This window comes from Paenibacillus harenae DSM 16969, from assembly GCF_000422465.1.
Taxonomy (GTDB): Bacteria; Bacillota; Bacilli; order Paenibacillales; family Paenibacillaceae; genus Pristimantibacillus; species Pristimantibacillus harenae.
This window is the reverse complement of record NZ_KE383844.1, coordinates 266170-292152: the sequence shown is the minus strand read 5'-3', so window position 1 is coordinate 292152 and position 25983 is coordinate 266170. Positions and strand designations below refer to the sequence as shown.

Here is a 25983-nt window from a genome sequence, read left to right as displayed (position 1 = left end):
AAAGGCAACCGATAATGAAACAGGATTTATAGCAAAGCAACACCGTCAGGGTTGACCTGGCGGTGTTCCTGTATGCTTGCAGACTGACTTGAAGTGGAAAAGGTGATTAAGCTCATGGAATGGATTTTTCTCGTGCTGCTCGGCGTCATTGCCGCCATGTTCGGCAGCATTGTCGGCCTTGGCGGCGGAATCATTATCGTTCCGGTGCTTATGCTTCTTGGACCCGTCATTACGGGAGAGGTGATTGGTCACGCCGAAGCCGTCGGCATTTCTTTGACGGTGCTGGTCGTAACGGCGCTCGCCTCAACGTTGTCGTATGCCAAACGCAAAATCGTCGATTTTCGCAGCGGCTGGTTGTTTTTTATCACAAGCGGACCTGCGGCCTTGCTGGGTTCTGCTCTGACCGGTCAATTTCCTGCCGGGCTGTTTCAGCTTGTTTTTGGCGTATTTATGCTGGCGATGGCAGCTCTCTTAATTGCTCGGGACTATATGAAACCGTTTACGAAGGAATGGCCGATCGTTCGGACCATGACGGATACGTCCGGCGAAGTGCATACCTTCAGCTACGGTATCGTTCCGGCGCTTGCCATCGGATTTGGCGTCGGACTAATCTCCGGTTTATTTGGAATTGGCGGCGGATCGTTATTCGTGCCGCTCATGGTGCTGCTGTTCCGGTTTCCGCCTCACATGGCAACGGCAACGTCGATGTTTGTTATTTTTTTATCATCGATTCTTGGGAGCGGCATGCACGCCTATCTCGGGGACACGAATTGGCTGCTCGTTCTCGCGCTTGCTCCCGGGGCGTGGATCGGCGGTAAACTGGGCGCTGCGATAGCGGTCAGAATGAGCGGCAAAGGTCTGCTATGGCTGCTGAGAGTGACGTTATTGCTGCTCGCCGTGCAATTAATCATTGAAGGCTTTGGAACATTTTGATAATGTGATACTTAAGCGGCAAACGAAACTTCATCCGGACGTCATACGTAACAAGAAAGAACATGAGCGTTCATGCTCGTGATTATACATAGAGGGAAGAGGGATAGACCGTGAATGACCCGAATAACGCTTCCGTCGTAGGCGGGAAAAGCTTTACTGCCGTCGCTATCAATTGCGCGTCTAAAGCAGGAGAATGGATTAAGATGAAGCTTGGCAATTTCGCAAGCCTTGATATAAAGTATTCCCCGCATGATCTTGTCACGGAAATCGATAAAGGCTCGGAGCGGTTGATCCGCAATTTAATTATGACCCATTTCCCCCACCATTCCTTCCTTGGAGAAGAGGGCGTAGAACCGGGACCCGCCGCTTCGGCCAAAGCGCTGGAGGATGCGCGCGAGGCGGAATATCTCTGGATTGTCGATCCGATCGACGGGACGACGAATTTCGTGCACGGTTTCCCTTTTTTCTGCGTGTCTATCGCGCTGGCGCATAACGGCGCAGTTATTGTGGGGGTCGTCTACGACCCGATGAAGGATGAGCTGTTCGTCGCTGAGAGAGGCAAAGGGGCTTATGTGCACGGTAAAAGAATGCATGTGTCAAGGGAGGAGACGCTGCGTGGAAGTTTGGTTGCGACAGGCTTTCCCGCTGATCACGAGTATGCGCTCCCGGTAAACCTGAAGGGAATTCAAGCGGTTGCGCCGCAGGTTCGCAATCTTCGGATCGCCGGCTCCGCCGCCATGCATATGGCTTATGTCGCTGCCGGACGTTTAAGCGGCTTCTGGGAGATCGGGCTGAACAGCTGGGATTTGGCGGCAGGTTCTTTGCTCGTAGAGGAGTCCGGCGGCGTTGTAAGCGATACGAACGGAAATCCTTACCAATTAGGCGTGCGCAACGTCGTAGCGTCGAACGGACTTATTCAACAAGAGCTGATTACGGCGCTTGCCGAGGCGCAAGCCGATAAATAACGAACAGAGGACAGCGGCCGCGTTGCAGACAGGCGCGTTGTCCTTTTATTTTTTATGAAGACGGGAGGATTAATAGATGTTGAAAGGTTCAAAAAAGGCGGCTGCCGTTCTCATGCTGACCGTTTGGATAGGTGCGATGACGGCGTGCGAGCAGAACGAGCCCTCGGTGACAGCGCCCGCCGTGAATTCCCCGTCGAATGCGACGTCGAACCCGCCGTCCGGGACGGCCGGGAACAGCGAAACGACGGAGCCCGCGGAGACGGCGGAAACCGAGGCGGCTTATGAGGTGCTGGCCGAGCGGCTGCGCGTGCCTTGGGTCATTGAGTTTGACGGCGATACGATCTATACCAGCGAGCGGGAAGGGGGCGTCGTGAAGGTCGTTAACGGAGAAACAACCCGCCAGAGCGTTCATTTGGCCAAGCCTGTCCATGGCCGAGGAGAAGGAGGGTTTCTGGGCTTCCTATTGGCGCCGGATTTCGCGCAGTCCCGGAACGCTTATGCCTATCATACCTACCGGGAGAACGGCAAAATCTTGAATCGGGTCGTGCTCCTGAAGCAGAACGGCAACCAATGGGACGAGGTGCAAGCCCTGCTCGAAGGGATACCGGGAGCGGCCAACCATGACGGCGGACGAATGGCGATTGGTCCGGATAATCAGCTGTATGTGACGACGGGCGATGCCCAGCAGGGTGAGCTTGCGCAGGACCTTAATAGTTTGGCCGGTAAGATATTACGGATGACGTTGGACGGCAAGGTACCTTCCGATAATCCGTTCCCTGATTCCTACGTATACTCCTACGGCCATCGCAATCCGCAAGGGCTGGACTGGGATAGCGAGGGGGTCATGTACAATACGGAGCATGGACCGTCGGGAACGCCGGGCGGGCATGACGAGATCAATATCATTAAGCCCGGAGGCAACTACGGCTGGCCGGATATTTACGGCGATGCGGAGAAGGCCGGCATGATTACGCCGATCTATCATACGGGGGAGAAGGCTATTGCGCCGTCGGGCATGACGATAGACGATAACAATCGACTGCTGATCGCGACCTTGTTGGGCAGCGCGCTCTATCGTTATGACCCGGCTGCCGATGAATTGTCGGTTGTGTTCGAGGGCGAAGGCAGGCTGCGCGATGTAAAAATAAAAGACGGAAAAATATACGTCATTACGAACAATACCGACGGTCGCGGCATTCCCGCCGAGAATGACGACCGGCTGCTTGTTTTAAATGGATGACCGTTCCCGGAACGAGCTTGGCGTCTGCCCGACAATTCTGCGGAATGTTACATTCATCATAAGAAACAGCTCACCGCGCCTCTTTTAGGAGTGCATATGCGATGGGCTGTTCTTTATGAGAGTCAGAAGGCTGCAGATAAGCCGGCAGCGCCGTCTCCCTTATGACCGATTGGAGCCTAGCTGCGCGAATGCATAGTTAGCGGCATGAATCGTTGCGTCGATATCGGCTTCGGTATGCGCCGTCGTCATGAACCAGGCCTCGTATTTGGAAGGGGCGAGATTGATCCCTTGTTCGAGCATCAGCTTGAAAAAGCGGCCGAAAATTTCCCCGTCGGTATTCTGCGCCTCATCGTAGTTCGTGATCGGATAATCGCAGAAGTGGGCCGAGAACGAGCCGCGGATTTGATTGATCGTAAGCGGAATGCCGTTCCGCTCAGCCGCGGCTTTAAGGCCCGCAGCGAGCTTGGCGGCGAGCGCGTCCATTCGGCCGTAGATACCGGGCTCCTGCAGCAGCTCGAGGCAGGCGATGCCTGCGCTGATCGATGCCGGATTGCCGGCCATCGTGCCCGCCTGGTAAGCGGGTCCGAGCGGAGCGACCTGCTCCATGATGGCGCGGCGTCCGCCGTAAGCGCCGATCGGAAGGCCGCCGCCAATGATTTTGCCAAGCGCCGTAAGGTCGGGCTCGATCGCCTCATGGTCCGGGAAAGCGGCATACGTCTGCGCCGCGCCGTAGTGGAAGCGGAAGGCGCTGATGACCTCGTCGTAAATAACGAGCGCTTCGGCCTGGCGGGCAAGCTTGCAGAGACCTTCCAGGAAGCCCTCATGCGGCATGACCATACCGAAGTTGCCAACGATCGGCTCGACCATTACGGCGGCTGTATCGTCGCCCCAGCGCTCCAAAGCGGCCTCTAAGGAAGTCAGGTCATTGAAGGGGACGGTAATGACCTCATTCGCGATGCTGGCCGGAACGCCTGCGCTGTCGGGAATGCCAAGCGTGGACGGACCGGAGCCTGCCGCGACGAGTACGAGATCGGAATGGCCGTGGTAGCAGCCGGCGAACTTAATGATTTTGGTCCGCTTCGTATAGGCGCGCGCGACGCGAATGGTCGTCATGACCGCTTCGGTGCCGGAGTTGACGAAACGGACTTTGTCGAGCGAGGGGATCGCCTGCTTGAGCATGCGGGCAAGCGTGATCTCGAGCTCCGTCGGCGTGCCGTACAGCGTGCCGTTCTGCGCGGCGCGAACGATGGCATCGGTAATATGCGGGTGGGCATGTCCCGTAATAATCGGTCCGTAGGCGGCAAGATAGTCGATGTAGCGGTTATCGTCAACGTCCCAGAAATAAGCGCCTTCGGCGCGCTTCATGAAGACCGGCGCTCCTCCGCCTACCGCTTTGTACGAGCGGGACGGGCTGTTGACGCCGCCGACGATATGCTGCAGCGCTTCTTCATAAAGCTTTTCGGATTGATTTCGTTGCATGGTCATAGGATGGTAACCTCCAATTGATATGTAAATGAACCGTGGCGGGATAGGCTGGACTCGAAAGGCGGATATCCTTTAAAATAACAGGATTTCATGTCGTTAATATCTTGATTTATAAGATTTACGAAGAAATAGACGGAATCCTTGCAGTTATTTTGGGGATATTGTTGCCAAACACCGATATCTGACGCAATAGATGTATAATTTCCGCTAAATTCGCTCAAATCGCCGGATTGCAGTGAAATAAGGGGAAGAAATCCAGTTAAGCTGCCTTGGGGCTTGCCGTGTCTCATGAATAAAATACACGCAAGCAGTGAGGGCTGCCTGCGTGTATTATGGGTTACTGCCGCGTACTGCTGTCTGACGACGACGATGAAGATGACGAGGAGCCGCTTACCGATTCGTCGCCCGTACCGTCGCCAGGCATGCTGCTTTCGGCAGGGTCCGGGACGGTATCGTCCTGCTGCAGCGTGAGCTCGACATAAGCGCGAAGCTCTTCTTCATCGCTGATGGCAATTACGGAGGCGCCTCCGACTTTCTCATCGGAGATCAATTCCATCGGCGGTATTTGCGTCGTGCTCGCGACGTGGCTTTCTACGCCAAGCTGGCCAAGCTTCAGCATGTCGCTTACGCTAATGTTCATTTCGACGTACGGCTCGACGCTTTCGAGTATTTTTTTCATCCGGATGATGTTCCATGTCGACTGCAGCTCCTTGGCTACAGCCTGCAGGAAGTTGCGTTGCCGCTCGGTACGGGTGAAATCGCTCATGGCGTCATGACGAAAGCGCACATATTGCAGCGCTTTGTCGCCGTCGAGCAGTTGATAGCCCTTCTCCAGATCGATATCGTACCGGTTGCCGTCCGCATTATCGGTGTAATGCATGTCCTTCTCGACATCGAAGTAGATGCCGCCAATCGTGTCGATAAGCGCCTTGAAGCCTTCAAAATCGGTATACACATAGTATTGAATATCAAGTCCAAGCAGATCGCCTACGGTCTGCATGACAAGCGGGTATCCGCCAAGCGTCAATGCGGAGTTAATGCGGCCTCGCCCATGCCCTTCAATGTCGACATAAGTGTCGCGGAGCACGGAGAACAGATGCGCCTTCTTGGTCACCGGATCGAAGGAGGCGACTAATATGGAGTCGGATCGGGCAGCCTGACCTTCATCCAGACCGCGGGCATCGCCGCCGAGCAGCAGAATGTTCACCCGTTCCTTGCCTTCCCATTTAGGGACAGGAACAGGCGTAGCCTCCGGATTTTCGACAGCCGTATCCGTTACTTTCGGATCGCTGAAATTGTCTAAAGCATTATATACCCCTACGCTCCAATAAATCGCGAACGCGAGAGCCGCGCCGAGAATGACCGAGAGGCTAACAAAAAACCATTTCCATCTTTTTTTCTTATTCGTCTGTTTGCGCATTTCGTTAGAAGTGCTCCTTTCGATGGCTGTTAGATCATTTTAAATAGACAATGAATGCATTGCACTTTTATATAAGTCATGTGTTTTGTTGAAAATATAAGACTTTATAAGTTTAGCACTAATAAATGGGCTTATATGTCACCGCGAAACGGTTGCGTCCTCAGACAAGGACGCCGATAGGCGTTTCTGCTTGAAATATAGGAAAGTATATCAATTCGCCATACTTTCTCTATAATTTCTCCGCGAAACGAGCTTTTGCCGCCAGACAGCCGATTAAGCTTGGATACGAGCTTTCCCAAAGGACGGCAAGGAACGGACTGCACGAAAGCGCAGATCACGATTCGGGCAAAACGTCAGTCGCTTGCGCCTCGTCAAAAGGGAAGATGATGCCGGATAAGCATCGGTCCATTCATTATGCGAAAATAAAGCATTCATTAAGATCTTGATTCAGCCGTTTACGCTAAGCGTGAACTAATGTATGATTACATATCATAAAATTATAAAGCTGAACGACATGCGGACGCAAGTTTTATCGTTTTAGATAAAAATAGATCGCTATTTCCTAGGAAATGTCGAAGCGAAAGGAGCTGGAACAATCAGATGCTGGCTATTGATGTGAAGGATCTACGCAAGAAATTCAATGTACAAAAAAACCGCGAAGGCTTATCCGGAGCGCTCAAGGATTTATTTAAGCGCGAGTATAACGAGGTTACGGCGGTCAAAGATATTTCATTCCAAATTCCGCAAGGCGAAATTTGCGGCTATATCGGCGAGAACGGGGCGGGGAAATCGACGACGATCAAAATGCTGACCGGCATTCTCGTTCCGACCTCGGGCGACATTCGGGTCAACGGCTTTATTCCTTATAAAGACCGCGAGAAATTCGTGAACGGCATCGGCGTCGTATTCGGCCAGCGTTCCCAGCTGTGGTGGGACATCGGCGTCATTGAATCATTCCAGCTGCTCCGCAAGGTGTACCGGGTTTCCGAACAGGATTTCCGCAAAAGGCTGGACGTGCTCGTTGAGCGTCTCCAGCTGGGCGAGCTGTTAAACCGTCCAGTACGCAAGCTGAGCCTCGGCCAGCGGATGCGCTGCGAGCTCGTTGCTTCGCTGCTCCATAATCCGTCGATCCTGTTTCTCGATGAGCCGACGATCGGACTCGATATCGTGGTCAAGACGGAAATTCGCGACTTCCTTATGCAGATGAACAAAGAGCAGGGGACGACGATCCTTCTGACGACGCATGATTTGCAGGATATTGAGGCGCTTTGCTCGCGCGTTATTATGCTCGACGACGGACGTATCATCTATGACGGCGGATTGGACGAGCTGAAGAACAGGTGGAGCAAGGGGCGCGAGATTCAGTTCCAATTCGCTGCGCATACGCCGCTTGAGAAGCTGAAGCAGCTGACGGATCCGTTAGAGGTAACCTGGACGCTGGAGAACGAGGTTACGGCCAAAATGTGGCTGCCGCACGCCGTCAGCGTTTCGGACGCGCTCGCCCGCGTCGTAGGCGGGACGGAAATTCGCGACATTAAAATTTTCGAAACGAATACCGACGACATTGTCCGCGGCATCTATCAATCCGGATCGGCTGCGGCCGGCAAGGAGACCGTAATGTCATGATGAGCGCGTACATCGATTTTATCCGCATCCGGTTTCTCATGATGCTCGCTTACCGGGTTAACTATTACAGCGGGATTATTATTTATGCCATTAACATTGGCGCTTACTACTTCCTGTGGCAGGCGATCTATGGCGACCAGGAGACGCTCGCCGGCTTTACGGTGAATCAGATGACCACCTACGTCGCCGTATCCTGGATGGCACGCGCGTTTTACTTCAACAACCTGGACCGGGAGATTGCGAATGAAATTCGCGACGGCAGCGTAGCGGTGCAGCTTATTAGACCTTATTCGTATTTGCTTGTAAAAATGATGCAGGGGTTCGGCGAAGGCTTGTTCCGCATGCTGCTGTTCATGGTGCCGGGGATGATCGTGGTATGCCTGATCTTCCCGGTTACGCTGCCAAAGGATCCGATAACGTGGTTGACGTATCTGATCATGCTGTTCTTCAGCTTCCTGATCAACTCGCAGATTAATATTTTAACCGGCCTATTCGCATTTTTTGTCGAAAATAACGAGGGCATGATGCGCATGAAGCGCGTCATGGTCGACCTGTTCTCGGGCGTCGTCGTGCCGATCGCCTTCTTCCCGGGCTGGCTGTCCGCGATTATGCAGTGGCTGCCGTTCCAGGCGATCACCTATTTGCCCAGCTCCGTATTTACGGGGCGGACGCCCGGCAGCGAAGCGCTTCCCGTATTCGGCCTGCAGGTTATCTGGTTCGCCGGCCTGCTGGTGCCAATCTGGTTGACATGGCGCGCCGCCCGCAAGCGGCTGTTCGTGCAAGGGGGGTAATGAAAATGAGATACTTATCGTTATTTTGGGAATATTTGAAGAACTACGCCAAGACGAGGCTCACGTACCGGGCGGATTTCTGGATCGAGGTTCTGTCCGATCTTCTGTTTCAGGGGATGAACCTGATTTTTATTCTGATCGTGTTCCAGCATACCCCGTCGCTCGGCGGCTGGTCGGAGGCGGAGGTTGTATTCGTATACGGCTTCTTCATGATTCCGTTCGGCATATTCAGCACCTTCTTCGGTATTTGGAATTTCAGCGAACGTTACATCGTGAAGGGAGAGATGGACCGGGTGCTGACGAGGCCGGCGCACAGCCTGTACCAGGTGCTTCTCGAAAATGTAGATCCCCCGTCGCTCATCGGCTCGTTCGTCGGAGCCGTTATTATGGCAATTTGCTGGACGCAGCTGGATCTGCCCTTCCAGATTTGGGACGTGCTCATATTAGCGCTGCTCGTGCTTGGGGCCGTGTTTATTTATGCCGGACTGTACACGGCGCTTAGCGCGATCTCCTTTTATTCGGACGCGCCGACCGGGATCGTGCCGCTGATGTACAATATCCAGAACTACGGCCGTTATCCGGTGAACATCTATAACAAGGTTATTCGTTTCATGCTGACCTGGCTGCTGCCCTTCGCGTTTGTCGGCGTAATCCCGGCTTCTTATTTCCTGGAGAAGAAGGCGGATGACCTGTCGCAGCTGGCGCTAATGACGCCGGTCATGGGTATCGTTGTTTTCACGCTGGGGCTGCTGCTGTGGAATCATGGCGTGAAGAGATACCACGGAGCGGGATCCTAGAGCTTTTATCGCAACATAGAGAGTCGGAAGAGAACGGAGGTGGAGGCATGGCGAAGATAAAAATGAAGGCGAAGATCGGCAAGCCGGCGCCGGATTTTGAATTGCCGGGATCAAGCGGCGAGAACGTCCGGCTTAGCGATTTTCGAGGGCGGAATGTCGTCATCTATTTTTATCCGAAGGACCTGACCGCGACGTGCACGCAGCAATCCTGCGACTTCCGCGACGCGAACGCGGACATGCAGGAGCTGAACACCGTGATCATCGGAATAAGCATCGATCCGGTCAAGACGCATTTGCGTTTCATCGAGAAATATGAACTTCCGTTTCTGCTGCTGGCCGATACCGGGCACGCCGTGTGCGAGCTTTATGGCGTATGGCAGCTGAAGAAGCTGTACGGCAGGGAGTATATGGGGATCGTCCGATCGACCTTCCTCATTGATGCCGCAGGCAAGCTTGTCCGGGAGTGGCGCAAGGTGAGGGTAAAAGGACATACCGGAGAAGTGCTGGAAGCTGTGAAGGGGCTTCAGAGGTAAAGGGGGAGACGGTTGGCAGTTGTCAACTCCGCCAACCGGGGATGCCAAGAGCCAAGAGCCAAGAGCCAAGAGCCAAGAGCCAAGAGCCAACAGCTAATGGCCAACTGATTGGCGCCTTATGGTTGATGCATCGCTGCTTGTCATTTTGCAGCTCGGCAGAGCGGCGTATACTGAGCATTACGGAGTAATGCCTTAACATGGACGATCCTGCCGGTAGCGATCAAAATGGAGTGCCGTCGCAGCCACCTCTATTTCGGCAGTCAGCCATCATTAACAGCTTTGGCGCGGAGCGGTCCGGCTATATTGGATTCCATCCAGCAATAGGGATGCATTTCTCCGATCTGTCATCCTATCCTGAATTTGATCCAGTGATATAGCAGGTATCAGGCCAGATTGAGGCGTTTGAAATCGATAATAATGGATGATTTCCAGTTTAGCTCCTGATTTTGGTGATAGGCGGCTTTAATCCTGGACGGAATCCATGATAGACCAAGAGGAGCGTTTCCGGCCGAGCGGCTGGATGCGGTTATCGTTGAAGCTAAGAACTAGTAGAATGTTCCAGAAATCGTATTCTTACAGGATGAATCGGATAGCCCGCGTTTTGCTCCGCAGATCTCGGGACTAACGGTTTAACGGTCGTCAGAGGCGTTATCATCCCCAAATGAGGCATTTGGAAAATCTAACGGAAATGTGAAGCCTTATGGGGCCGATTTTTTTCATATTCCTTTTGATATAACGGAAATAACATCCCTCACGAGACTGTCGATTAAATGTGGGGTTTTAAAACTTGCTGCATTCCACCGCCGTTGCCCGCTCTAACGGTTGCTGCAGAGGTTATTTGGCTTATTTGGCGCCCACTCAGATTCTAACGGTTGTGAGCGCGGCTATTATCGTGATTCAATTGATTATAGGAGCATTTCGCATCATTAGGCACTGTGGCAACCGTTACGATTTTGAACATCGCTTTTTTGCGCGTTTAGCCTCTGTGGCGACCGTTAGCATTGACGTTAACCCGTTAAGGGATATGTCCACATTTAATCGACAGCCTCCTCACGTCCGTTAGATTTCAATATCCGTGGTTTTCATTGAATTAGCGTCCCTAATATCCTCTTCGCACCGCACCGCGCGCAGCTCCCAGCGCGCGGTGTGGCGTTGCATGACGGCGGTCGACCACATGCGGCCCTGTTACAGTTTGGTCGAACACTTGCGTTATTTCAGATACGATCTACTAGTAACTTATTTGTTTAAGTTCCACCGCTAAACTGTCTGCGTCTCCACTGAACGATGACGATTGACGTTTCTGCTTATGCATGGTCATTCCGGGCGCAGGATGAAGAGTAAAATAATGGTCGCAGGAAACAATAACAGCAGTTCATTTCTTACACGAAGAATAAACGGCTTCGAGTGGCGTAACAAAGATCATTGACATCATCCGGGCGCAGCTATATAATTTGGTTTTGTTTGTCCGATAGGAGGGTATTCAACTGATCAAGCTGCATAACATCAGAAAATCGTACCGCGTCGGTGCGGTTTCGGTAGAAGCCGTGCGTGACGTCAGCTTAACGGTTCATAAAGGTGAAATATTCGGCATTATCGGCCATTCGGGCGCGGGGAAAAGCACGCTGCTCCGCTGCGTCAATCTGCTCGAGAAGCCCACTTCCGGAACGGTAACGGTGGGGGACGTGGAGCTGACGGGCTTGTCAGAGCGGCAGCTGCAGCAGCAGCGCAGACGGATCGGGATGATTTTTCAGCATTTCAATCTGCTGTCGATGTCGACGGTCCGTGATAATATCGCGTTTCCGCTTGCGCTGGCGAAGCTGTCGAAGGCGGAAGTCAACAAGCGGGTGGACGAGCTGCTGAGGCTTGTGCAGTTGGAGCAGCACGCGGGTAAATACCCGTCGCAGCTGTCAGGCGGCCAGAAGCAGCGCGTTGGCATAGCCAGGGCGCTTGCGAACAATCCCGACGTGCTGCTGTGCGACGAAGCGACATCGGCGCTCGATCCGCAAACGACGAACTCGATTTTGTCCTTATTGCTTGATATTAACGCCAAGCTCGGCATTACCATATTGCTCATTACGCATGAAATGAACGTTATCCGCTCGATTTGCGACCGCGTCGCCGTTATTGACGGTGGCGAGATCGTGGAGATGGGAGACGTGCTTCATGTTTTCTTGAAGCCGGAGCATCCGGTTACCCGCGATTTTGTCGATCAGGTGGCCGACAGCGGCGCGAACGGACAACTGCTGCGGGAGCGCAAGGGCCGGCTGCTGCGCATGACCTATATCGGCGATTTGACCTATGAGCCGATTCTTTATAACGCGGTTAAACCAACCTCCGTTCAGTTCGCGATTTTGCAGGGAACGGTGTCCCGCATGAAGCAGACGCCTTACGGTCAGCTGATTGTCGAGCTGATCGGCAGCGATACGGAGATAGAGCGCGTCATCGTCGTGTTGCGCGAAGAGGGGCTGGAGGTGGATGCGGTATGATGAGCTTTGAAAACGTCCGGTGGCCGGAGATCTGGGAAGCCTCGAAGGACACGTTGTACATGATGGCGGCTTCGCTGTTATTTACGATTATACTCGGGCTGGCGCTTGGCATTATTTTATTTCTTACGTCCCGCAGGCAGCTGCTGGAGCAGCCGTTCGTCTACGGTGTTCTGTCGTTCATTGTTAACGTGCTGCGATCGGTGCCGTTTGTTATACTCATGATTATGATTATGCCGGTGACGAAAATCATTACGGGAACGACGCTCGGCGTCGAAGGCTCCATTCCGCCGCTCGTCGTGGCGGCCACTCCGTTCTTCGCCAGGCTGGTGGAGACGTCGCTGCGCGAAGTGGATCGCGGCGTCATTGAAGCCGCGCAGGCGATGGGCGCTTCCAAGTGGGACATCGTGCGCCGCGTTCTGCTGCGCGAGTCCAGTCCCGGCCTGCTTGCGGCGGTGACCATTACGGCAGTAACGCTGGTCTCCTACACGGCAATGTCCGGCGTTATCGGCGGCGGGGGTCTTGGCGACCTCGCGCTTCGCTACGGCTACCAGCGGTTCCAGACCGATGTCATGCTCGTGACCGTTGTGCTGCTCATCGTGCTGGTTCAGGTGCTGCAGACCATTGGAGATGTATTAGTAAGGCGTTTCAGCAGGAAATAAGCTTTTATATATTTTCAGCTTAGAGTGCAATAACAGATCTGGAGGAATGAAACATGAAGAAGACAAGCTATGCAATCGTAACGATTATGCTGATGTTCGCGTTAGCGGCATGCGGGCAAGAGAAAGCGCCTGAGAACAACAATAACGGCGCGGCCGTGAACCAAGGAGCGGGGGAAGAAACTCCTGAAGAGGTAACCCTGAAGGTCGGCGCATCGCCGGTGCCTCATGCGAAGATTCTGGAATATGTGAAGCCGATGCTGAAGGAACAGGGCGTTAACCTGGAAATTATCGAATTCAATGATTACGTTCAACCGAATACGCAGCTGTATGAGAAACAAATCGACGCGAACTTTTTCCAGCATACGCCGTACCTGGACCAGTTCAACTCAGATAAAGGTTACGACCTCGTGAATGTTGCCGGCGTCCACATCGAGCCGTTTGGCGCATATTCGAAAAAAATCACGAAGATCGAAGACCTGAAGGAAGGCGCGAAGGTTGTCATCCCGAACGATCCGTCGAACGGCGGACGCGCGCTTGCTCTGATGGCGGAGAATGATCTGCTTACGCTGAAGGAAGGCGTCGGCGTTAACGGCACCGTAGCCGACATCGCCGACAATCCGAAGAAGCTTGACATCACGGAAGTCGAGGCGGCGACATTGCCGCGCGTATTGGACGAGGTTGACCTGGCGCTCATCAACACCAACTACGCGCTGGAAGCCGGTCTTGTACCTACAACGGACGCTTTGTTTATCGAGGGCAGCGACTCCCCGTACGTGAACATCCTCGTGTCCCGCCCGGACAACAAGGATTCCGAAGCGATGCAGAAGCTTGCAGCTGCGCTCCGCTCGCCTGAAGTGAAATTGTTTATTGAAGAAGAGTACAAAGGCGCGATTGTCGCCGCGTTTTAAGAATAGTAAGCTGGAGCGTCCCTGCCGGAAGGCGGGGGCGTTTTTTTGTTATCTTTTAACAGCAGTCATGTTTGAACTATATAAGTTGAACAAATGAATTGCCGTACACCAGGCAGCATGAGGAATGATTTTAAACATTCTCACTCTAACGGTTATCTGAGCCCTTATTTGCTAAAAAAGCACGGTTCATAATTGTAACGGCCGCTACAGACCTTATTCGAAGATTTTCAGCCCGAAAATGAGCTGAAATTGGGAAATAGCGTCTGTCAGCTCCGTTACATTTTTAAAATGGCCGATATTGCACAAATAACGTATGTGGCGGCCGTTAAACGAATCAAGTGGCATGTGTTAGCCATATCTCTCCACTCGAGTCGCGGTACAACATATATAGAATGCCAAAATGCGCATTTACCAGATCTTATCATTCATTTAACAAAAAACTGCAGTTTATAAATGGATCGTTTTATATAATGACAGCGTAAGGTCATTAAACCGGTTTAACGATTCGACAACGCGCATCGTAAGCGCTGAGAGATCAGGACCGGGTTCAAGTTTATCGGGCGAGGGGGAATCCATTCATAAGTGGCTACCATAGATGATGTTGCCAGGCAGGCGGGGGTATCCAAGGGTACCGTATCCAGCGTGTTCAGCAAGAAAAGACCCATTAGCCGACAAGTGTCGGAACGGGTGCTGAATGTAGCGAAAGAACTGGGTTATTATCCGAATCATTTAGCGAGAAGCCTCGCGATCAAGAAGACCATGATCGTCGGTCTGAGGGTGCCGCTGCCGTCGGACGGCTGTATGTCGGCCTTCGAATCCCAATTGATTAACGGCGTTATCATGGAATGCTCCAAGCAAGGATACAGGGTGCTGCTGGACACTTTGCCGGAGCAGGATGATCCTAGGCTGTTCTCACAAGATCCCGTCGATGGCGTCATTTTGCTGAACCCTCGGAAGAACGACCCGCGCATCGGGCGTTACGGTCAAATGGGCATCCCGTTTGTATTGGTTGGCCGGCCGGATCCGTTCGACGAGTCGATCAGCTGCGTGGACAACAACAACACGGATGTTTCTTATCAAGTAGGCGACTATCTGCTTCGGAACGGCCACCGGTCTGTCTTGTTTTTGAATTCGGCTTCCGATATGACGGTATCCTATGATCGGAAATTGGGATTATCGGAGGTTTTCCGCCATTACGGACTGTCGTTGCGGGAAGAGCATGTCATGTATTTTACCCGCAAGCTGTTCGCTAACGGAACGGATTACGGTTATATATCCGTTATGAATTCCTATAGGAAGTTGAATTATACGGCGGTTATTGCCGATACGGACCGTGTTGCGCTTGGCGTACTGAGGGCCGCCAGGGATCTTGGCGTCGAGGTGCCGGAGGAGCTGTCGGTCATTGCGCTCAGCAATGACGCCATTCTGGCGCAGAACATGAATCCGAGGCTTACGTCCGTGGAATTGTCGGCGGACTTGCTCGGAGCCGAAGCCGCCAATATGTTGATCGAGAAGATGAGCGGCATGAGCGATAATCGGCAAGTCATTATAGATGCGAAACTGGTCGTCAGGGAATCATGCAGTTTTCGAAGTAATCCATAAATGAGGAGTGATTGGCTTGTTAAGAAGCAGAAAGCTTTTCGGTTCGGTGATGTCCGTAATACTGTTAGGCGGGATGCTGGCGGGCTGTTCCGCGAATGGCGGGAACGTTCCCCCCGCAAATGGCGGCTCGGCCGCGCCTGCGCAGCAGGATCCGGCAAATAGCGAAGAACGTACTTTGAAAATAATGACAGGGGTCGTCGGCGGCAAAACGCCAGAGGAGAATGTCTTATTCGAAAAGGAAATTGAACGATTAACCGGCATAAAGGTATCCATTGACAAGCCGGCCTCCGATTATGACCAGAAGCTTCTTGCCGCAGTCGCATCCGGGCAAAAGTTCGATCTGCTCCAGGTCAGCAAAGAAAAAATGAATACCTTTATCGATCAGGGGATCCTGACTCCTCTAACCGATCAATTGAACGCCTCAAAAATCCTGTCGGACCCAAGCGTTATTCCGGCGGCGGAATGGGAGCAGGTCAAGACGAAGGACGGGCAGATCTACGGCATTTTCACCAAATACCAAGGGGGAACGATGCCGATCGTCCGCAAGGACTGGCTGACCAAGCTGAATCTCGAAGAGCCGACAACGCTGGACGAGTACTACGCGGTGCTGAAAGCTTTCACCGAGCGGGATCCGGACGGCAACGGAAACAAGGACACTTACGGGCTTAGCACGGCAGGAATGTACGAGGTGCAAGGCTTCTTTAGCGCGGCAGGTCTCAAGCAGAGATACGTAGAGACGGCAGACGGCAAGCTGGATGTGCCGTATTCGACGGATGCAGCCGTTCCGGTCTATGAATGGCTTAACAAGCTGTACAAGGAAGGGATCCTTGATCCGAACTTTGCCACGAACGATACCGGCAAAATGCGCAACCTGTTTCTGACCGACCGCGTCGGCATGATTACGTACTGGGATGCTTGGGTAGGGATGCTGAACAACACCCGTATGGAACAGGATGCGAATACGGCATTCGAAGCTAAGGCGCTGCCGGGCGCCGCCGACGCAAACGGCAGCCATATGCTGCGGAGAGGAGATCCGGACGTATGGGTTATTCCGGTCAATGCGGAGCATCCGCAAACAGCGTTCGAATTTATCGAATGGTGGCACACCCAAGACGGCATTATGCTGGGCAGCTTAGGGATTAAAGACAACGATTATACGCTGGATAACGGCAAGTATACGCTGACCCAAACCGGCAAAGAGCATGCTTCCGACCATGGCGTGCCATTCTGGTACAACAGCAACGTCGAAGCGCCGTTCGGCAAGCTTCCGGGCGTGCAGGCAGCCCAGGACCTTGTGAATCAATATGCTTCCTTGGAATTGACGCCTCCGAACTGGTCCGAAGCGGAGAAAATCATCAATGAATATTCCTTCAAAGCGATATTGGGCGAAATGCCGGCAGCCGAAGCGGTCAAGAAAATGCGCGAAGAGTTGAAAGCCGGCAAGCTGATTGACTAATGAACAAGAGGAGGGAGTAGGGTTAAACGCTTCCTCCTTTATTTTTTTACATGGGTGGTGACTTTCCTGTGAGAGCCGTTTTCAAATTCAAGACGCTATACCTGATGATGGTGCCTGTTCTAGCTTATTTTATTCTTTTTTCGTTCTATCCGCTCGCCCGCGGATTGGTCATCAGCTTCCAAAAATACCGTCTGATCGGCGACCGGCCGTTCGTCGGCATCGAGAACTATGCAAGTATATTAAAGGATCCGTTTTTTTGGGATGTATTCCGCAATACCATCGTGATTGGCGTAGGCATCTTCGTTATCAATTTTATTTTACCGCTTCTTCTCGCGCTTTCCTTGAATGAAGTGGCATCGTCCTGGTTCAAGAAGATTACGCAAATGATCGTTTATTTGCCCCATTTATTCTCATGGGTGATCGTAGGCGGTATGTGGATTCTCATGCTGTCTCCCGACACAGGCATCATTAACCAGATTATCCAGTTGCTCGGAGCGGAGCCGGTCAGCTTCCTGTCGTCCGACCGCTATGCCCGCATCGTTATGATTGTTACCTCCGGCTGGAAAGAGATGGGCTTTACTTGCATTCTATATTTGGCTGCGATCGTAGGCATAAACCCGTCGCTCTATGAGGCCGCTCGCATAGACGGAGCCAATCGCTGGCAGCTGGTCCGGGATGTGACGGTCCCGCAGCTCGTGTCCACCATGAAGGTGGTCGTCATGCTGAACGTATTAGGCATCCTTCGCATGTTCGACCAGATATTCGTCATGCGAAACGGCGCCATTGCGGATAAGGTGGATGTGATCATGATGTACACCTATCAGAAAGGGATATTGGAGTTCAGCGTAGGGCCCGCTACAGCTGCGGGATTTCTCGTTATATTGGCCACATTAATCATTACGTATATTACAAGGGCGGTTATCCGCTATGACGAAGGGTGAGTAGATCTATGAAATCCTTTAATCGAACAAGCTGGCAGAGCCGGATCTTCGATACGATCAATATGCTGATCCTGCTTCTTCTCGTTCTGACGATGATCATCCCGTTTTTAAATACGCTTGCCCTTGCGTTCTCATCCAATCTTGCTTCCATGCAGCCGGAGATTGTCCTATGGCCTAAGGAATTCAGCACGGAAGGCTTCTCCACGGTATGGAACCGCATGCAGCTTTATCTGCCCTTTACGAACAACGTAATCGTAACCCTCGTCGGTACGATTGGCCACGTGCTTCTCAGCTCGATGGCCGGCTACGTCCTCATTCAGCAGGGGCTTCCGGGGAAAAAGTGGATGGTCTCCGCTATTTTGGTGACGATGATGATTCCCGGCGAAGCCATCATGATTCCGATGTATGTCGTGAACAAGGATCTGGGACTGCTCAATACGCTGTCCGCCCTTATTTTGTCGGGCTTCGTATCGGGCTTCAGCGTGCTGCTGATGCGAAATTTCTTCTTGAGCGTCCCGTATGAAATGGCGGAGTCGGCACGGATCGACGGTGCAGGCGATTTACGTATCTTTCTAACGATGTACATGCCGCTTGCGAAAGCGGGACTGGCGACGGTTACGCTATTCGAGTTCGTCAGCCGATGGAACCAGTTCACGCCGGCAGTCCTTTATATAAACGACTCTTCCAAGTATACGCTGCAGATTGCGTTGAAATCGCTCATTGTCGACACGGATGCGACCTCGAGCAATTTTATGATCACGACTAACGTCAGGATGGCGGGCATCGTCATCGCGCTCCTGCCGCTCATGATCATCTATCCGTATGTGCAGAAGCATTTTGTCAAAGGAATCTTTCTTGGCGCAAACAAAGAGTGACGAATGGATAGGAGGAGATTGGCATGGCAGAGCAGCAAGCGCAGCGGCGGTCTTCCGCCGTTTTCAAACGCTTGATCGAGCGATCGGAGCAAAGCGCGTATATCGAAATCCCGTTTACGATGCCGGAGCATGTCGAGGAAGTTTATGTCCGCTATGAGGTGGAACCGCATGGCGTGGAGGACTCCAAGGCGGTTATCGATCTGGGCATTCGGGACGCCGCGAGGGTAAGAGGGTGGAGCGGAGGGGCGAGGAAGGAATTCCGCATCGGCCTGATCAAGGCAACGCCCGGGTATTTGCCGGGGCCGCTGGCCCCGGGAGAATGGGCGGTGCTTCATAACGCCTACAAAGTGCCTGAGGAAGGCTGCACGGTCAAGGTTGAAATCGATTATGCGCATAAGACGCCACGCTGGCTGAAGGGAGATCTTCACACGCACAGCATCCACAGCGACGGCACCTATTCGCTTCAGGAAAATGCCGCCATTATGGAAAGCCTGGGATGCGACTTCATTGCGATGACCGACCACAATACCATTAGTCAGAATGTGGCTTATCCGCGGGAGACTTCGATATTGATGATCCCGGGAACGGAGTTTACGACTAATTTCGGCCACAGCAATTTTCTCGGCGCGATCGACCCGATGGATGATTTCCGCGTAACGGACTTGTCCGATGTGCGGGAGATATTTCGGGTCGCTCGCGAGCGAGGAGCCAAGATTGTGCTTAATCATCCCCACTGCGACTACTGTCCATGGGAGTGGGATTTCGGATTGGACTACGACGGGGTTGAGATCTGGAACGGTCCGTGGACGGACCGGAACGGCCGAGCATTGGCATGGTGGCAGGAGCAATTGGCGGCCGGTAACCATGTCGTAGCGGTAGGCGGCAGCGATGTGCATCGACCCGATCGTTACGTGAAGCATGCGATGCCGTGCGTCTGGGTTTGGGCGGAAGAGAAAACCGTGCAAGGGGTGCTCGGCGGCGTCGAACGGGGCCATGTCGTCATTACCTATGCGCCGGACGGCCCGTTTGCCCAGATGAGCTGCGGCGATTACGGCATTGGAGACACGGTGCCTTCCGGGCAATCCAGCCGCGAGGTTGCCGTTCAACTGGAAGGTTTGCTTGCCGGCGACGTCATTCGCTTCTACAGCGAGCGCGGCATGGAACAGGAAATTTCGGCTGTGTCGGACGGCGAGCTGCGGTTGACCATTAGCGGCGAGGATCGGCTCTTTATACGGACGGAGATATGGCGCTACTTCGAACAGGCTGACCGCATGCTGATGGCGGCATTGACGAATCCGATTTATTTTAACGCTTCGATGTGAGAGAAGGCTTGGAAAGTCCATTTCCGTTATAAGCTATGAGTCGAACGATGTGTCCAAATAAAAATCCGGCAGCATAAAGCCTTGATCGAGTGTCCGTCACTCTTTCAAGGCTTTTTCTATGGACGGACGACGCAACGGAAGCGAATGCGACACGCCTGATCGGGCGGTGTCGCACACGCTTCCGTTGTGATCGGCGATTATTTCTGAAACCGAACGCCCTGTTCGGCGAGCCGCTCGTGCAGCGCTCCGAACGGTACGGCGGAGAGCGAAGCGCCCGTCTCGACGGCGATCGAGGCGGCGTTGCCCGCCGCTTGGCCAAGGGCGTAGCAGGTCGCTTGCACGCGCATCGACGACATGGCGACGTGCGTGGCGGAAATGCACCGTCCGGCGACGATCAGCCCTTCGACGTTAACCGGCACCATGCAGCGGTACGGGATGTCGTAGCCGCTCAGCTTGCGTTCGTCCGTGTTTCGCCCGCCTGTAGGGTTATGAATATCGATCTCGTAATTCGTCTGGGCGACGACGTCGTCGAAGCGCCGTCCGCTCGTCAAGTCGTCCTCCGTCAGCGTATACAAGCCGACGATCTGGTTCGTCTCGCGCACGCCGACCTGACCCGGTACATGGGACAAGATGTAGTTCTCGTGCCCGTTGCGCTGTATATAGTCGGCGACGGAAAACACTTGCCGCAGCGCTTCCTTTTCTGCATAATTGATGTCCTTGATCTTGGCCCCGTTGCCCCGGACCCGCGTCATATTGACGAGCAGCGTGCCGTCGCCCATCCCGCCCCAATACAGATGACGGCCTTGCGGAAGATCCTCGACTTTCTCGTACCGGTAGCAGTCGTCCGGCAAACATTGGCGTGCCGGCTTGCCCGTGTCCTGCATCATGAACATGAGCGTCATCGGCTGGGTCAATCCGTCCCCGTCACGCCCGGAACGGAGCGGAACGCCCGCTTCGGCCGCCACTCTCGCATCCCCCGTGCAATCGATAAAGACGCTCCCTTCGAACGCTTGAAGTCCTTCCCGCGTATTGGCGACGACGCCGGTCATCTTGTCGCCGTCCTTGATCGCAGCGACGAAGCTGGTGTGGTAATATACCTCGACGCCTTCCTTCTCAAGCTTCTGATTCAAATAATGGCGAAGCTCGAAAGGGGAATATTGAGGCCAGATCGATTCATGATGCGAGCTCGGCAGCGCCGCCGGCAAAAATTCCGAGATGAACTCCCGATAGATGCCCGTCACGTTGCCGATACCCATAAAGACGCTCACGTTCCCCAGCGTGCCCATTCCTCCCAATTGCCCGGAGTGCTCCAGTAGAATCGTCTTTCGTCCGCAGCGCGCGGCCGAAATCGCCGCTGCGGTTCCGGCCGGTCCGCCGCCGATGACGACGACCTCCGCGGTCTCATATACCGGTACGTTTCGTTGCAGTGAAATTTCACGGTTAGTCAAGTTTGAAAATCTCCTTTCGTCTGGTGCGATTTCGATTCAGCTTCATCGTATTAAAAATGAGAGTTACAAAAAAGCTTCATTTTTGTTACATTAAAAAAACGAAGCAAGAAGGAGGGACGGTCATGCCGCGAAAGAAGCAGGTGACGCTGCGAACGATCGCCGACGAAATGAACTTGGCGGTGCATACGGTGTCGAAGGCGCTGCGGGGTTTGCCGGGTATGTCGGAGGCGACGCGTAAGGCGGTTGTCGATCGGGCGCGGGAGCTCGGGTATCGGACGAAGGAACAGGAAGCGGGCATGTCCGCGGAACGGATCCCGTGGGTGCATGCAAGGCCGCGCCGGTTCGCGATGCTGCTCAGCGGCGATATGCCGTTCCATCGGCAGCAGCTGGAGGGCGTCCAAATACGGTTGAACGAGTTGGGGCATACGGTCGTTCCGGTTCTGCTGCCAAGCCGTCTGTCCGATATCGGTCAGCTCGAGGAATGGCAGACGAAGAACGGAATCGGTTACATGGACGGATTGTTTTTGACGGCGGCGCTGCCCGAGCGTCTGGAAGCCGCCTTGCTGCGCCTGCCCTTGCCCAAGGTGCTGCTCAACTATCCGCCGGACCTGGCCGAAGTGGACAGCATCGTCTGGGATGTGGAATACGCGGTTCACCGATCGATGGAAGCGTTGCACGAGCGCGGTCATCGCCACGTGTTGTACGTCGGCGAGATCGAACCGCTTCGCGGCTTTCGGCTGCGATGGAAGGCGTTCGCTGCCGCGGCGAAGCGGTACGGGTTGGAGGAACCCGATCCCGACGAGCATGTGACGGGTCACGCGGCCGACCGCGCCAACTGGATGGAGAAGCTGCAGTTCGAGCTGCGTTCCGGCCGATTCACCGCTGTGCTGTGCGCGATTCCGGGCGTGGCGGAATGGGTGTTCGCTGCCGCCGGTTCGCTCGGTCTGGACATTCCGGGCGATCTGTCCTTCGTCGGCATGGAGCATGAGGCGCTGCCGTATTTTGCCGACATGTCGCGGCCGGCACTGTACGTCCGGGAGGCGGGAGAACGCGCGGCCGAGCTTATGGCGCGCAGAATCGCGAACCCGACGCTGCCGTACGAGCACGTTCGGTTGAAGGGAGCGTTCCTGGAAGGGCGCACGATTCGCGGCATCGAAACATAATACGGAATCGGGGAGCTGTTCCCGCCGTCTTGCGATCGGCGGGGGCGGCTCTTTTTGTTTCGCCCGGACGACTTGTCATGAAACTACCGAAACAGGTCATCGTTCTCCCCTAACGGGGAACGTCGAAAGCGGTTACATTATATTGGAACCTGTTCCTCAAGGTGGAGAGGCGGAACAGAGGCTGAACGTACGAGGAGGTCATGGTGATGAATATCTTCACATCGGCGAAAGCGCTGATCGGAGTCGCGTCCGCTGCGGCGGTGACGGTCGGAATCGCCGTCGCGGTGTTGCTGTTTTCCTCGACGGGGTCTGCGTCCGAATCGGCGCCTATCGCTGAAGTGAACGGCGACCCGGTCACCGCTGCACAGTTCAACCGGTTGCTCGGCTTGCAGCGGGCTGCCGTAATCGACTATTTCAAACGAACGCACGGCGCCGACATCGACCGACAGTTTTGGGATACCGACTTCGGCGGGGAGGTGCCTGCGGAACTGGCGAAGGAGCGGGCGCTTAAGCAAGCCGTAAAGCTCAAGATTCAATTGCAGCTTGTCAAGTCGCACGGGATCGTCCGTGGGACTTCCTACGACGACCTGCTGTCGGAGATGGAGGAGGAAAACGCACGCAGAAGCGCGGCCTTGCAAGCCGGCCGCCCGGTGTACGGACCCGTCCGGTTCGACGAAAACACGTTCATGGATTTTTATATCGGCAAAGTGTTAATCGAGCTGAAAGCCAAACTGTCCGGCAAGGAGCTGGCCGCAACGGAAGAACAGTTGCTGCAGCATTACGAGTCCATTAAGGATGGATTGTTCCGGCTGGAGGACGACGTTCGATACGATATGATCACTGCCTCCTACCTGGAGGACGGGGTTCGGGTTGACAGCGGGAAGAAGGAAGCCGCGAAGGTGCTGATGGATGCTGCGAAACTTCGGCTTGAGCAAGGGGAATCGGCGAACGAAGCCGTCCAAGGCTTGCAAGATGCCGACATGGCGTCCGACGTTCAATGGACCGAAGAACGGTTGACGAACGAAACGGCGCGGATGGTGTCGAAGTCGCAGCCCGTGCTCTACGACGCGCTGGCGGAGCTTACTGAAAGCGGCCGTGTCAGTCCGGTAATCGACGACCGTGCGGCTGGCCGGTACGTCCTGGCCCGCTTGATCGAGAGAGAGCCGAACGGTTACAGAAGCTTCGAAGAGCAGAAAGCAAACGTCCGCAGCCACTACATAGACGCCAAGTTTGAGGAATATGCGGATCAGCTGATTCGGGACGCCGATGTGAAGCTTGTCGAAGACAACTACAACAACGTAAAGATCGGCGAACGTTGATCTTAAAGACGGTTGCCGATCCGCGTCAAGGCGACCGTTTTTTAGATAAGCAGCAAAAGAAAAAGAAGGAGGAATTCAAATGAAGAGAACAAGAACGGTAAGAATGGCGGCTTGGCTTCTGGCTCTTGTCGTTATGGCGGTAGCGATGGTGCCGGCCGGGCCGGCCGCACCCGTCCATGCGGCGGAAACGCCGGCGATCTCGGCAACGGGAACGGTGTATTACGTGGACGACTTGGGAGGCAACGATGCGAACGCGGGAACGACTCCCGAAACCGCATGGCAGACGCTAAGCAAGGTGAACGCCACCGTGTTTCAACCCGGGGACGCCATCTTATTTAAAGCGGGAGGTTCCTGGTCGGGGATGCTGCATCCGCAAGGGTCTGGCAGCGACGGCCAGCCGATTCAGATCGACAAGTACGGCGACGGGCCGAAACCGCTGATCGCCGGAGGCGGCGTCGACGCTGCGGTTTATTTCTTCAATCAAGAGTACTGGGAAGTCCGTAATTTGGAAATTACGAACTACGCGGAAGAGCCCGGCGTGCGCCGGGGGATTCATCTGTCCGGCGACAGCGGACCCGATTGGAACAACCTGAGAATGTACAGACATTTCGTACTGGAAAACCTGGACATTCACAGCGTGAAAGGACAGCCAGGCAGCTTTACCAGCGGCGGCATCATCGTATGGGGCCCGAACTTTAATTACTCCGTCGAGGACGTCATTATCAAGAACAACAAAATTTATTCGCTGGACAGCGTCGGCGTATATTTGAACGGGGCCACCCGGGTTTCCGTCGGCAACAAAATTCAAAACAATATCATTTACGATGTCGCCGCGGACGGGGCGATCCTGCTGAATACGACGAACGGCGTGATCGAACACAATGTCGTCTTCGATACGCATAAGAGGTCGGGGAACTATCACGTTCCCCTATGGACGTTCTCTTCGAACGACTCGTTGATCCAATACAACGAGGTGTTCAACACGTACCCCGGCGGCGACGCCATGGCATACGATTCGGACTACAAAAGCACGGGAACGATCATTCAATACAATTACAGCCATAATAACGCGGGCGGATTTGTCTTGACGATCAATAACGGTACGGATCCGGCCAACATCAATCGCGATACGATCATCCGCTATAACATCAGTCAGGACGACAGAGGTACGATCTTTACGTTGGCCGGGCCGATTGAAAACACGTTGATCCATAACAACACGATTTATGTTTCGGAGCACCTCAATCCAAGAATCATCGGCAGCGGCACCTGGGGCGGCTATGCGAAAGATACGTACTTCTACAACAATATTTTCGTAAACCATGGGTCGGGCGGCTATACGTTCGGCCAGAGCACGAATAATGTTTTCGACAGCAACTTGTTTTTCGGCAACCATCCTGCGGACGTATTGGCGATGGATGCCAATAAAGTCACGTCGGATCCGATGCTGGCGTCCCCGGGATCGGCGACGATCGGAAGGGACACGGTGACCGGCTACCAGCTGCTGCAAGGCTCGCCGGCGATCGGCGCCGGACGAATCGTTCCGAATCATGGCGGACTGGACTTCTGGGGCCATCCGGTTCCGGCGAATGCTGCTCCGAACATCGGGGCGTACGAGGGACCGGGGCTCGATCCGGCGAACTTGCCGCCGCTGCCGCCTTCGCCGGAGGAAGCGAACCTGCTGACGAACGCCGGGTTCGAAGCCGGAAGCTTCGACGGCTGGGGATACCATTACAACGGAGCGGCCGTCGTCAATACCGATGCGCGTACAGGCACGTACTCGGCCCGGTTGACGAACGCGGCGTCCGGCATCGAGCAGACAGTGACCGGATTGAAGCCGAATACGATGTACCGCTTATCCGGCTACGGTAAAGGAGTAAACAGCGGTTCTGCCGTATTGGGAGTTAAAAAACTACAAGGAAGGCGGCGGCTATAAAGACGCTCATCAGAACGCCGCAGCATTCGCCTGGAACGAGGTCGTCTTCCAAACGGGAAGCGGAAATACGAGCGCAAC

At 54.2% G+C, this 25983-nt stretch carries 21 protein-coding genes; 18 read left to right on the top strand and 3 right to left on the bottom strand.

The window, feature by feature from the left end:
* Positions 1-114: 114 nt before the first annotated feature.
* From H581_RS0125350 to H581_RS0125340, 3 genes are all read left to right on the top strand, one after another.
* A complete protein-coding gene (locus H581_RS0125350) occupies positions 115-933 on the top strand; it encodes a sulfite exporter TauE/SafE family protein (protein ID WP_028612438.1) in 819 nt (272 codons plus the stop codon).
* Between the two features lie 110 nt (positions 934-1043).
* Positions 1044-1898: an inositol monophosphatase family protein gene (locus H581_RS0125345; protein WP_028612437.1), complete on the top strand. Its 855-nt coding sequence runs from the start codon at positions 1044-1046 to the stop codon at positions 1896-1898.
* A gap of 76 nt (positions 1899-1974) precedes the next feature.
* Complete coding sequence (locus tag H581_RS0125340) at positions 1975-3138, top strand: PQQ-dependent sugar dehydrogenase (RefSeq protein WP_028612436.1); 1164 nt, start codon at positions 1975-1977, stop codon at positions 3136-3138.
* Positions 3139-3297: 159 nt separating this feature from the next.
* On the opposite strand, the gene H581_RS0125335 is transcribed toward H581_RS0125340, so the two are convergent.
* Together H581_RS0125335 and H581_RS35365 are read right to left on the bottom strand one after the other, a co-directional pair.
* Positions 3298-4623, bottom strand: coding sequence for a glutamate-1-semialdehyde 2,1-aminomutase (locus H581_RS0125335; protein WP_028612435.1), 1326 nt, complete (start codon positions 4621-4623; stop codon positions 3298-3300).
* Between the two features lie 337 nt (positions 4624-4960).
* Entirely contained in the window at positions 4961-6043 is a 1083-nt protein-coding gene (locus H581_RS35365; protein ID WP_036720062.1) for an LCP family protein, read from the bottom strand.
* A 600-nt stretch (positions 6044-6643) separates the two neighbouring features.
* On the opposite strand from H581_RS35365, the gene H581_RS0125325 reads away from it, so the two are divergent.
* The 12 genes from H581_RS0125325 (at position 6644) to H581_RS0125265 (ending at position 20039) form a co-directional block, all read left to right on the top strand.
* Positions 6644-7669, top strand: coding sequence for an ABC transporter ATP-binding protein (locus H581_RS0125325; RefSeq protein WP_028612434.1), 1026 nt, complete (start codon positions 6644-6646; stop codon positions 7667-7669).
* Positions 7666-8460: an ABC transporter permease gene (locus tag H581_RS0125320; protein WP_028612433.1), complete on the top strand. Its 795-nt coding sequence runs from the start codon at positions 7666-7668 to the stop codon at positions 8458-8460. Before H581_RS0125325 ends, H581_RS0125320 begins: the two co-directional genes overlap by 4 nt.
* 5 nt (positions 8461-8465) lie before the next feature.
* Positions 8466-9257 (top strand): ABC transporter permease, encoded by a 792-nt coding sequence (locus H581_RS0125315; RefSeq protein ID WP_028612432.1) that lies wholly within the window; start codon positions 8466-8468, stop codon positions 9255-9257.
* Between the two features lie 47 nt (positions 9258-9304).
* Positions 9305-9790, top strand: a complete 486-nt coding sequence (bcp, locus tag H581_RS0125310; protein WP_245600149.1) for a thioredoxin-dependent thiol peroxidase — start codon at positions 9305-9307, stop codon at positions 9788-9790.
* A 1484-nt stretch (positions 9791-11274) separates the two neighbouring features.
* Positions 11275-12276: a methionine ABC transporter ATP-binding protein gene (locus tag H581_RS0125305; protein ID WP_028612430.1), complete on the top strand. Its 1002-nt coding sequence runs from the start codon at positions 11275-11277 to the stop codon at positions 12274-12276.
* Positions 12276-12935 (top strand): methionine ABC transporter permease, encoded by a 660-nt coding sequence (locus H581_RS0125300; protein WP_028612429.1) that lies wholly within the window; start codon positions 12276-12278, stop codon positions 12933-12935. Before H581_RS0125305 ends, H581_RS0125300 begins: the two co-directional genes overlap by 1 nt.
* A gap of 53 nt (positions 12936-12988) precedes the next feature.
* On the top strand, positions 12989-13843 hold the full coding sequence (locus tag H581_RS0125295) for a MetQ/NlpA family ABC transporter substrate-binding protein (protein ID WP_028612428.1): 855 nt from the start codon (positions 12989-12991) through the stop codon (positions 13841-13843).
* 582 nt (positions 13844-14425) lie between these two features.
* The gene (locus H581_RS0125285; RefSeq protein WP_028612427.1) at positions 14426-15445 is read left to right on the top strand and encodes a LacI family DNA-binding transcriptional regulator; all 1020 of its coding nucleotides are present in this window, start codon (positions 14426-14428) and stop codon (positions 15443-15445) included.
* 16 nt (positions 15446-15461) lie between these two features.
* Entirely contained in the window at positions 15462-16901 is a 1440-nt protein-coding gene (locus H581_RS0125280; RefSeq protein WP_028612426.1) for an extracellular solute-binding protein, read from the top strand.
* A gap of 68 nt (positions 16902-16969) precedes the next feature.
* Positions 16970-17842, top strand: a complete 873-nt coding sequence (locus tag H581_RS0125275) for an ABC transporter permease subunit (RefSeq protein WP_028612425.1) — start codon at positions 16970-16972, stop codon at positions 17840-17842.
* Between the two features lie 8 nt (positions 17843-17850).
* Positions 17851-18717 (top strand): carbohydrate ABC transporter permease, encoded by an 867-nt coding sequence (locus tag H581_RS0125270; RefSeq protein ID WP_028612424.1) that lies wholly within the window; start codon positions 17851-17853, stop codon positions 18715-18717.
* A 23-nt stretch (positions 18718-18740) separates the two neighbouring features.
* Positions 18741-20039 (top strand): CehA/McbA family metallohydrolase, encoded by a 1299-nt coding sequence (locus H581_RS0125265; protein ID WP_028612423.1) that lies wholly within the window; start codon positions 18741-18743, stop codon positions 20037-20039.
* Positions 20040-20236: 197 nt separating this feature from the next.
* Here H581_RS0125265 and H581_RS0125260 read toward each other — a convergent pair whose 3' ends face one another.
* On the bottom strand, positions 20237-21487 hold the full coding sequence (locus tag H581_RS0125260) for an FAD-dependent oxidoreductase (RefSeq protein ID WP_028612422.1): 1251 nt from the start codon (positions 21485-21487) through the stop codon (positions 20237-20239).
* A gap of 122 nt (positions 21488-21609) precedes the next feature.
* Here H581_RS0125260 and H581_RS0125255 point away from each other — a divergent pair, with 122 nt between their 5' ends.
* From H581_RS0125255 to H581_RS35360, 3 genes are all read left to right on the top strand, one after another.
* Entirely contained in the window at positions 21610-22650 is a 1041-nt protein-coding gene (locus H581_RS0125255) for a LacI family DNA-binding transcriptional regulator (RefSeq protein WP_028612421.1), read from the top strand.
* A 206-nt stretch (positions 22651-22856) separates the two neighbouring features.
* The gene (locus tag H581_RS0125250; RefSeq protein ID WP_028612420.1) at positions 22857-23969 is read left to right on the top strand and encodes a SurA N-terminal domain-containing protein; all 1113 of its coding nucleotides are present in this window, start codon (positions 22857-22859) and stop codon (positions 23967-23969) included.
* Between the two features lie 79 nt (positions 23970-24048).
* Positions 24049-25905 (top strand): right-handed parallel beta-helix repeat-containing protein, encoded by a 1857-nt coding sequence (locus H581_RS35360; RefSeq protein ID WP_028612419.1) that lies wholly within the window; start codon positions 24049-24051, stop codon positions 25903-25905.
* The last annotated feature ends 78 nt before the right edge of the window (positions 25906-25983 follow it).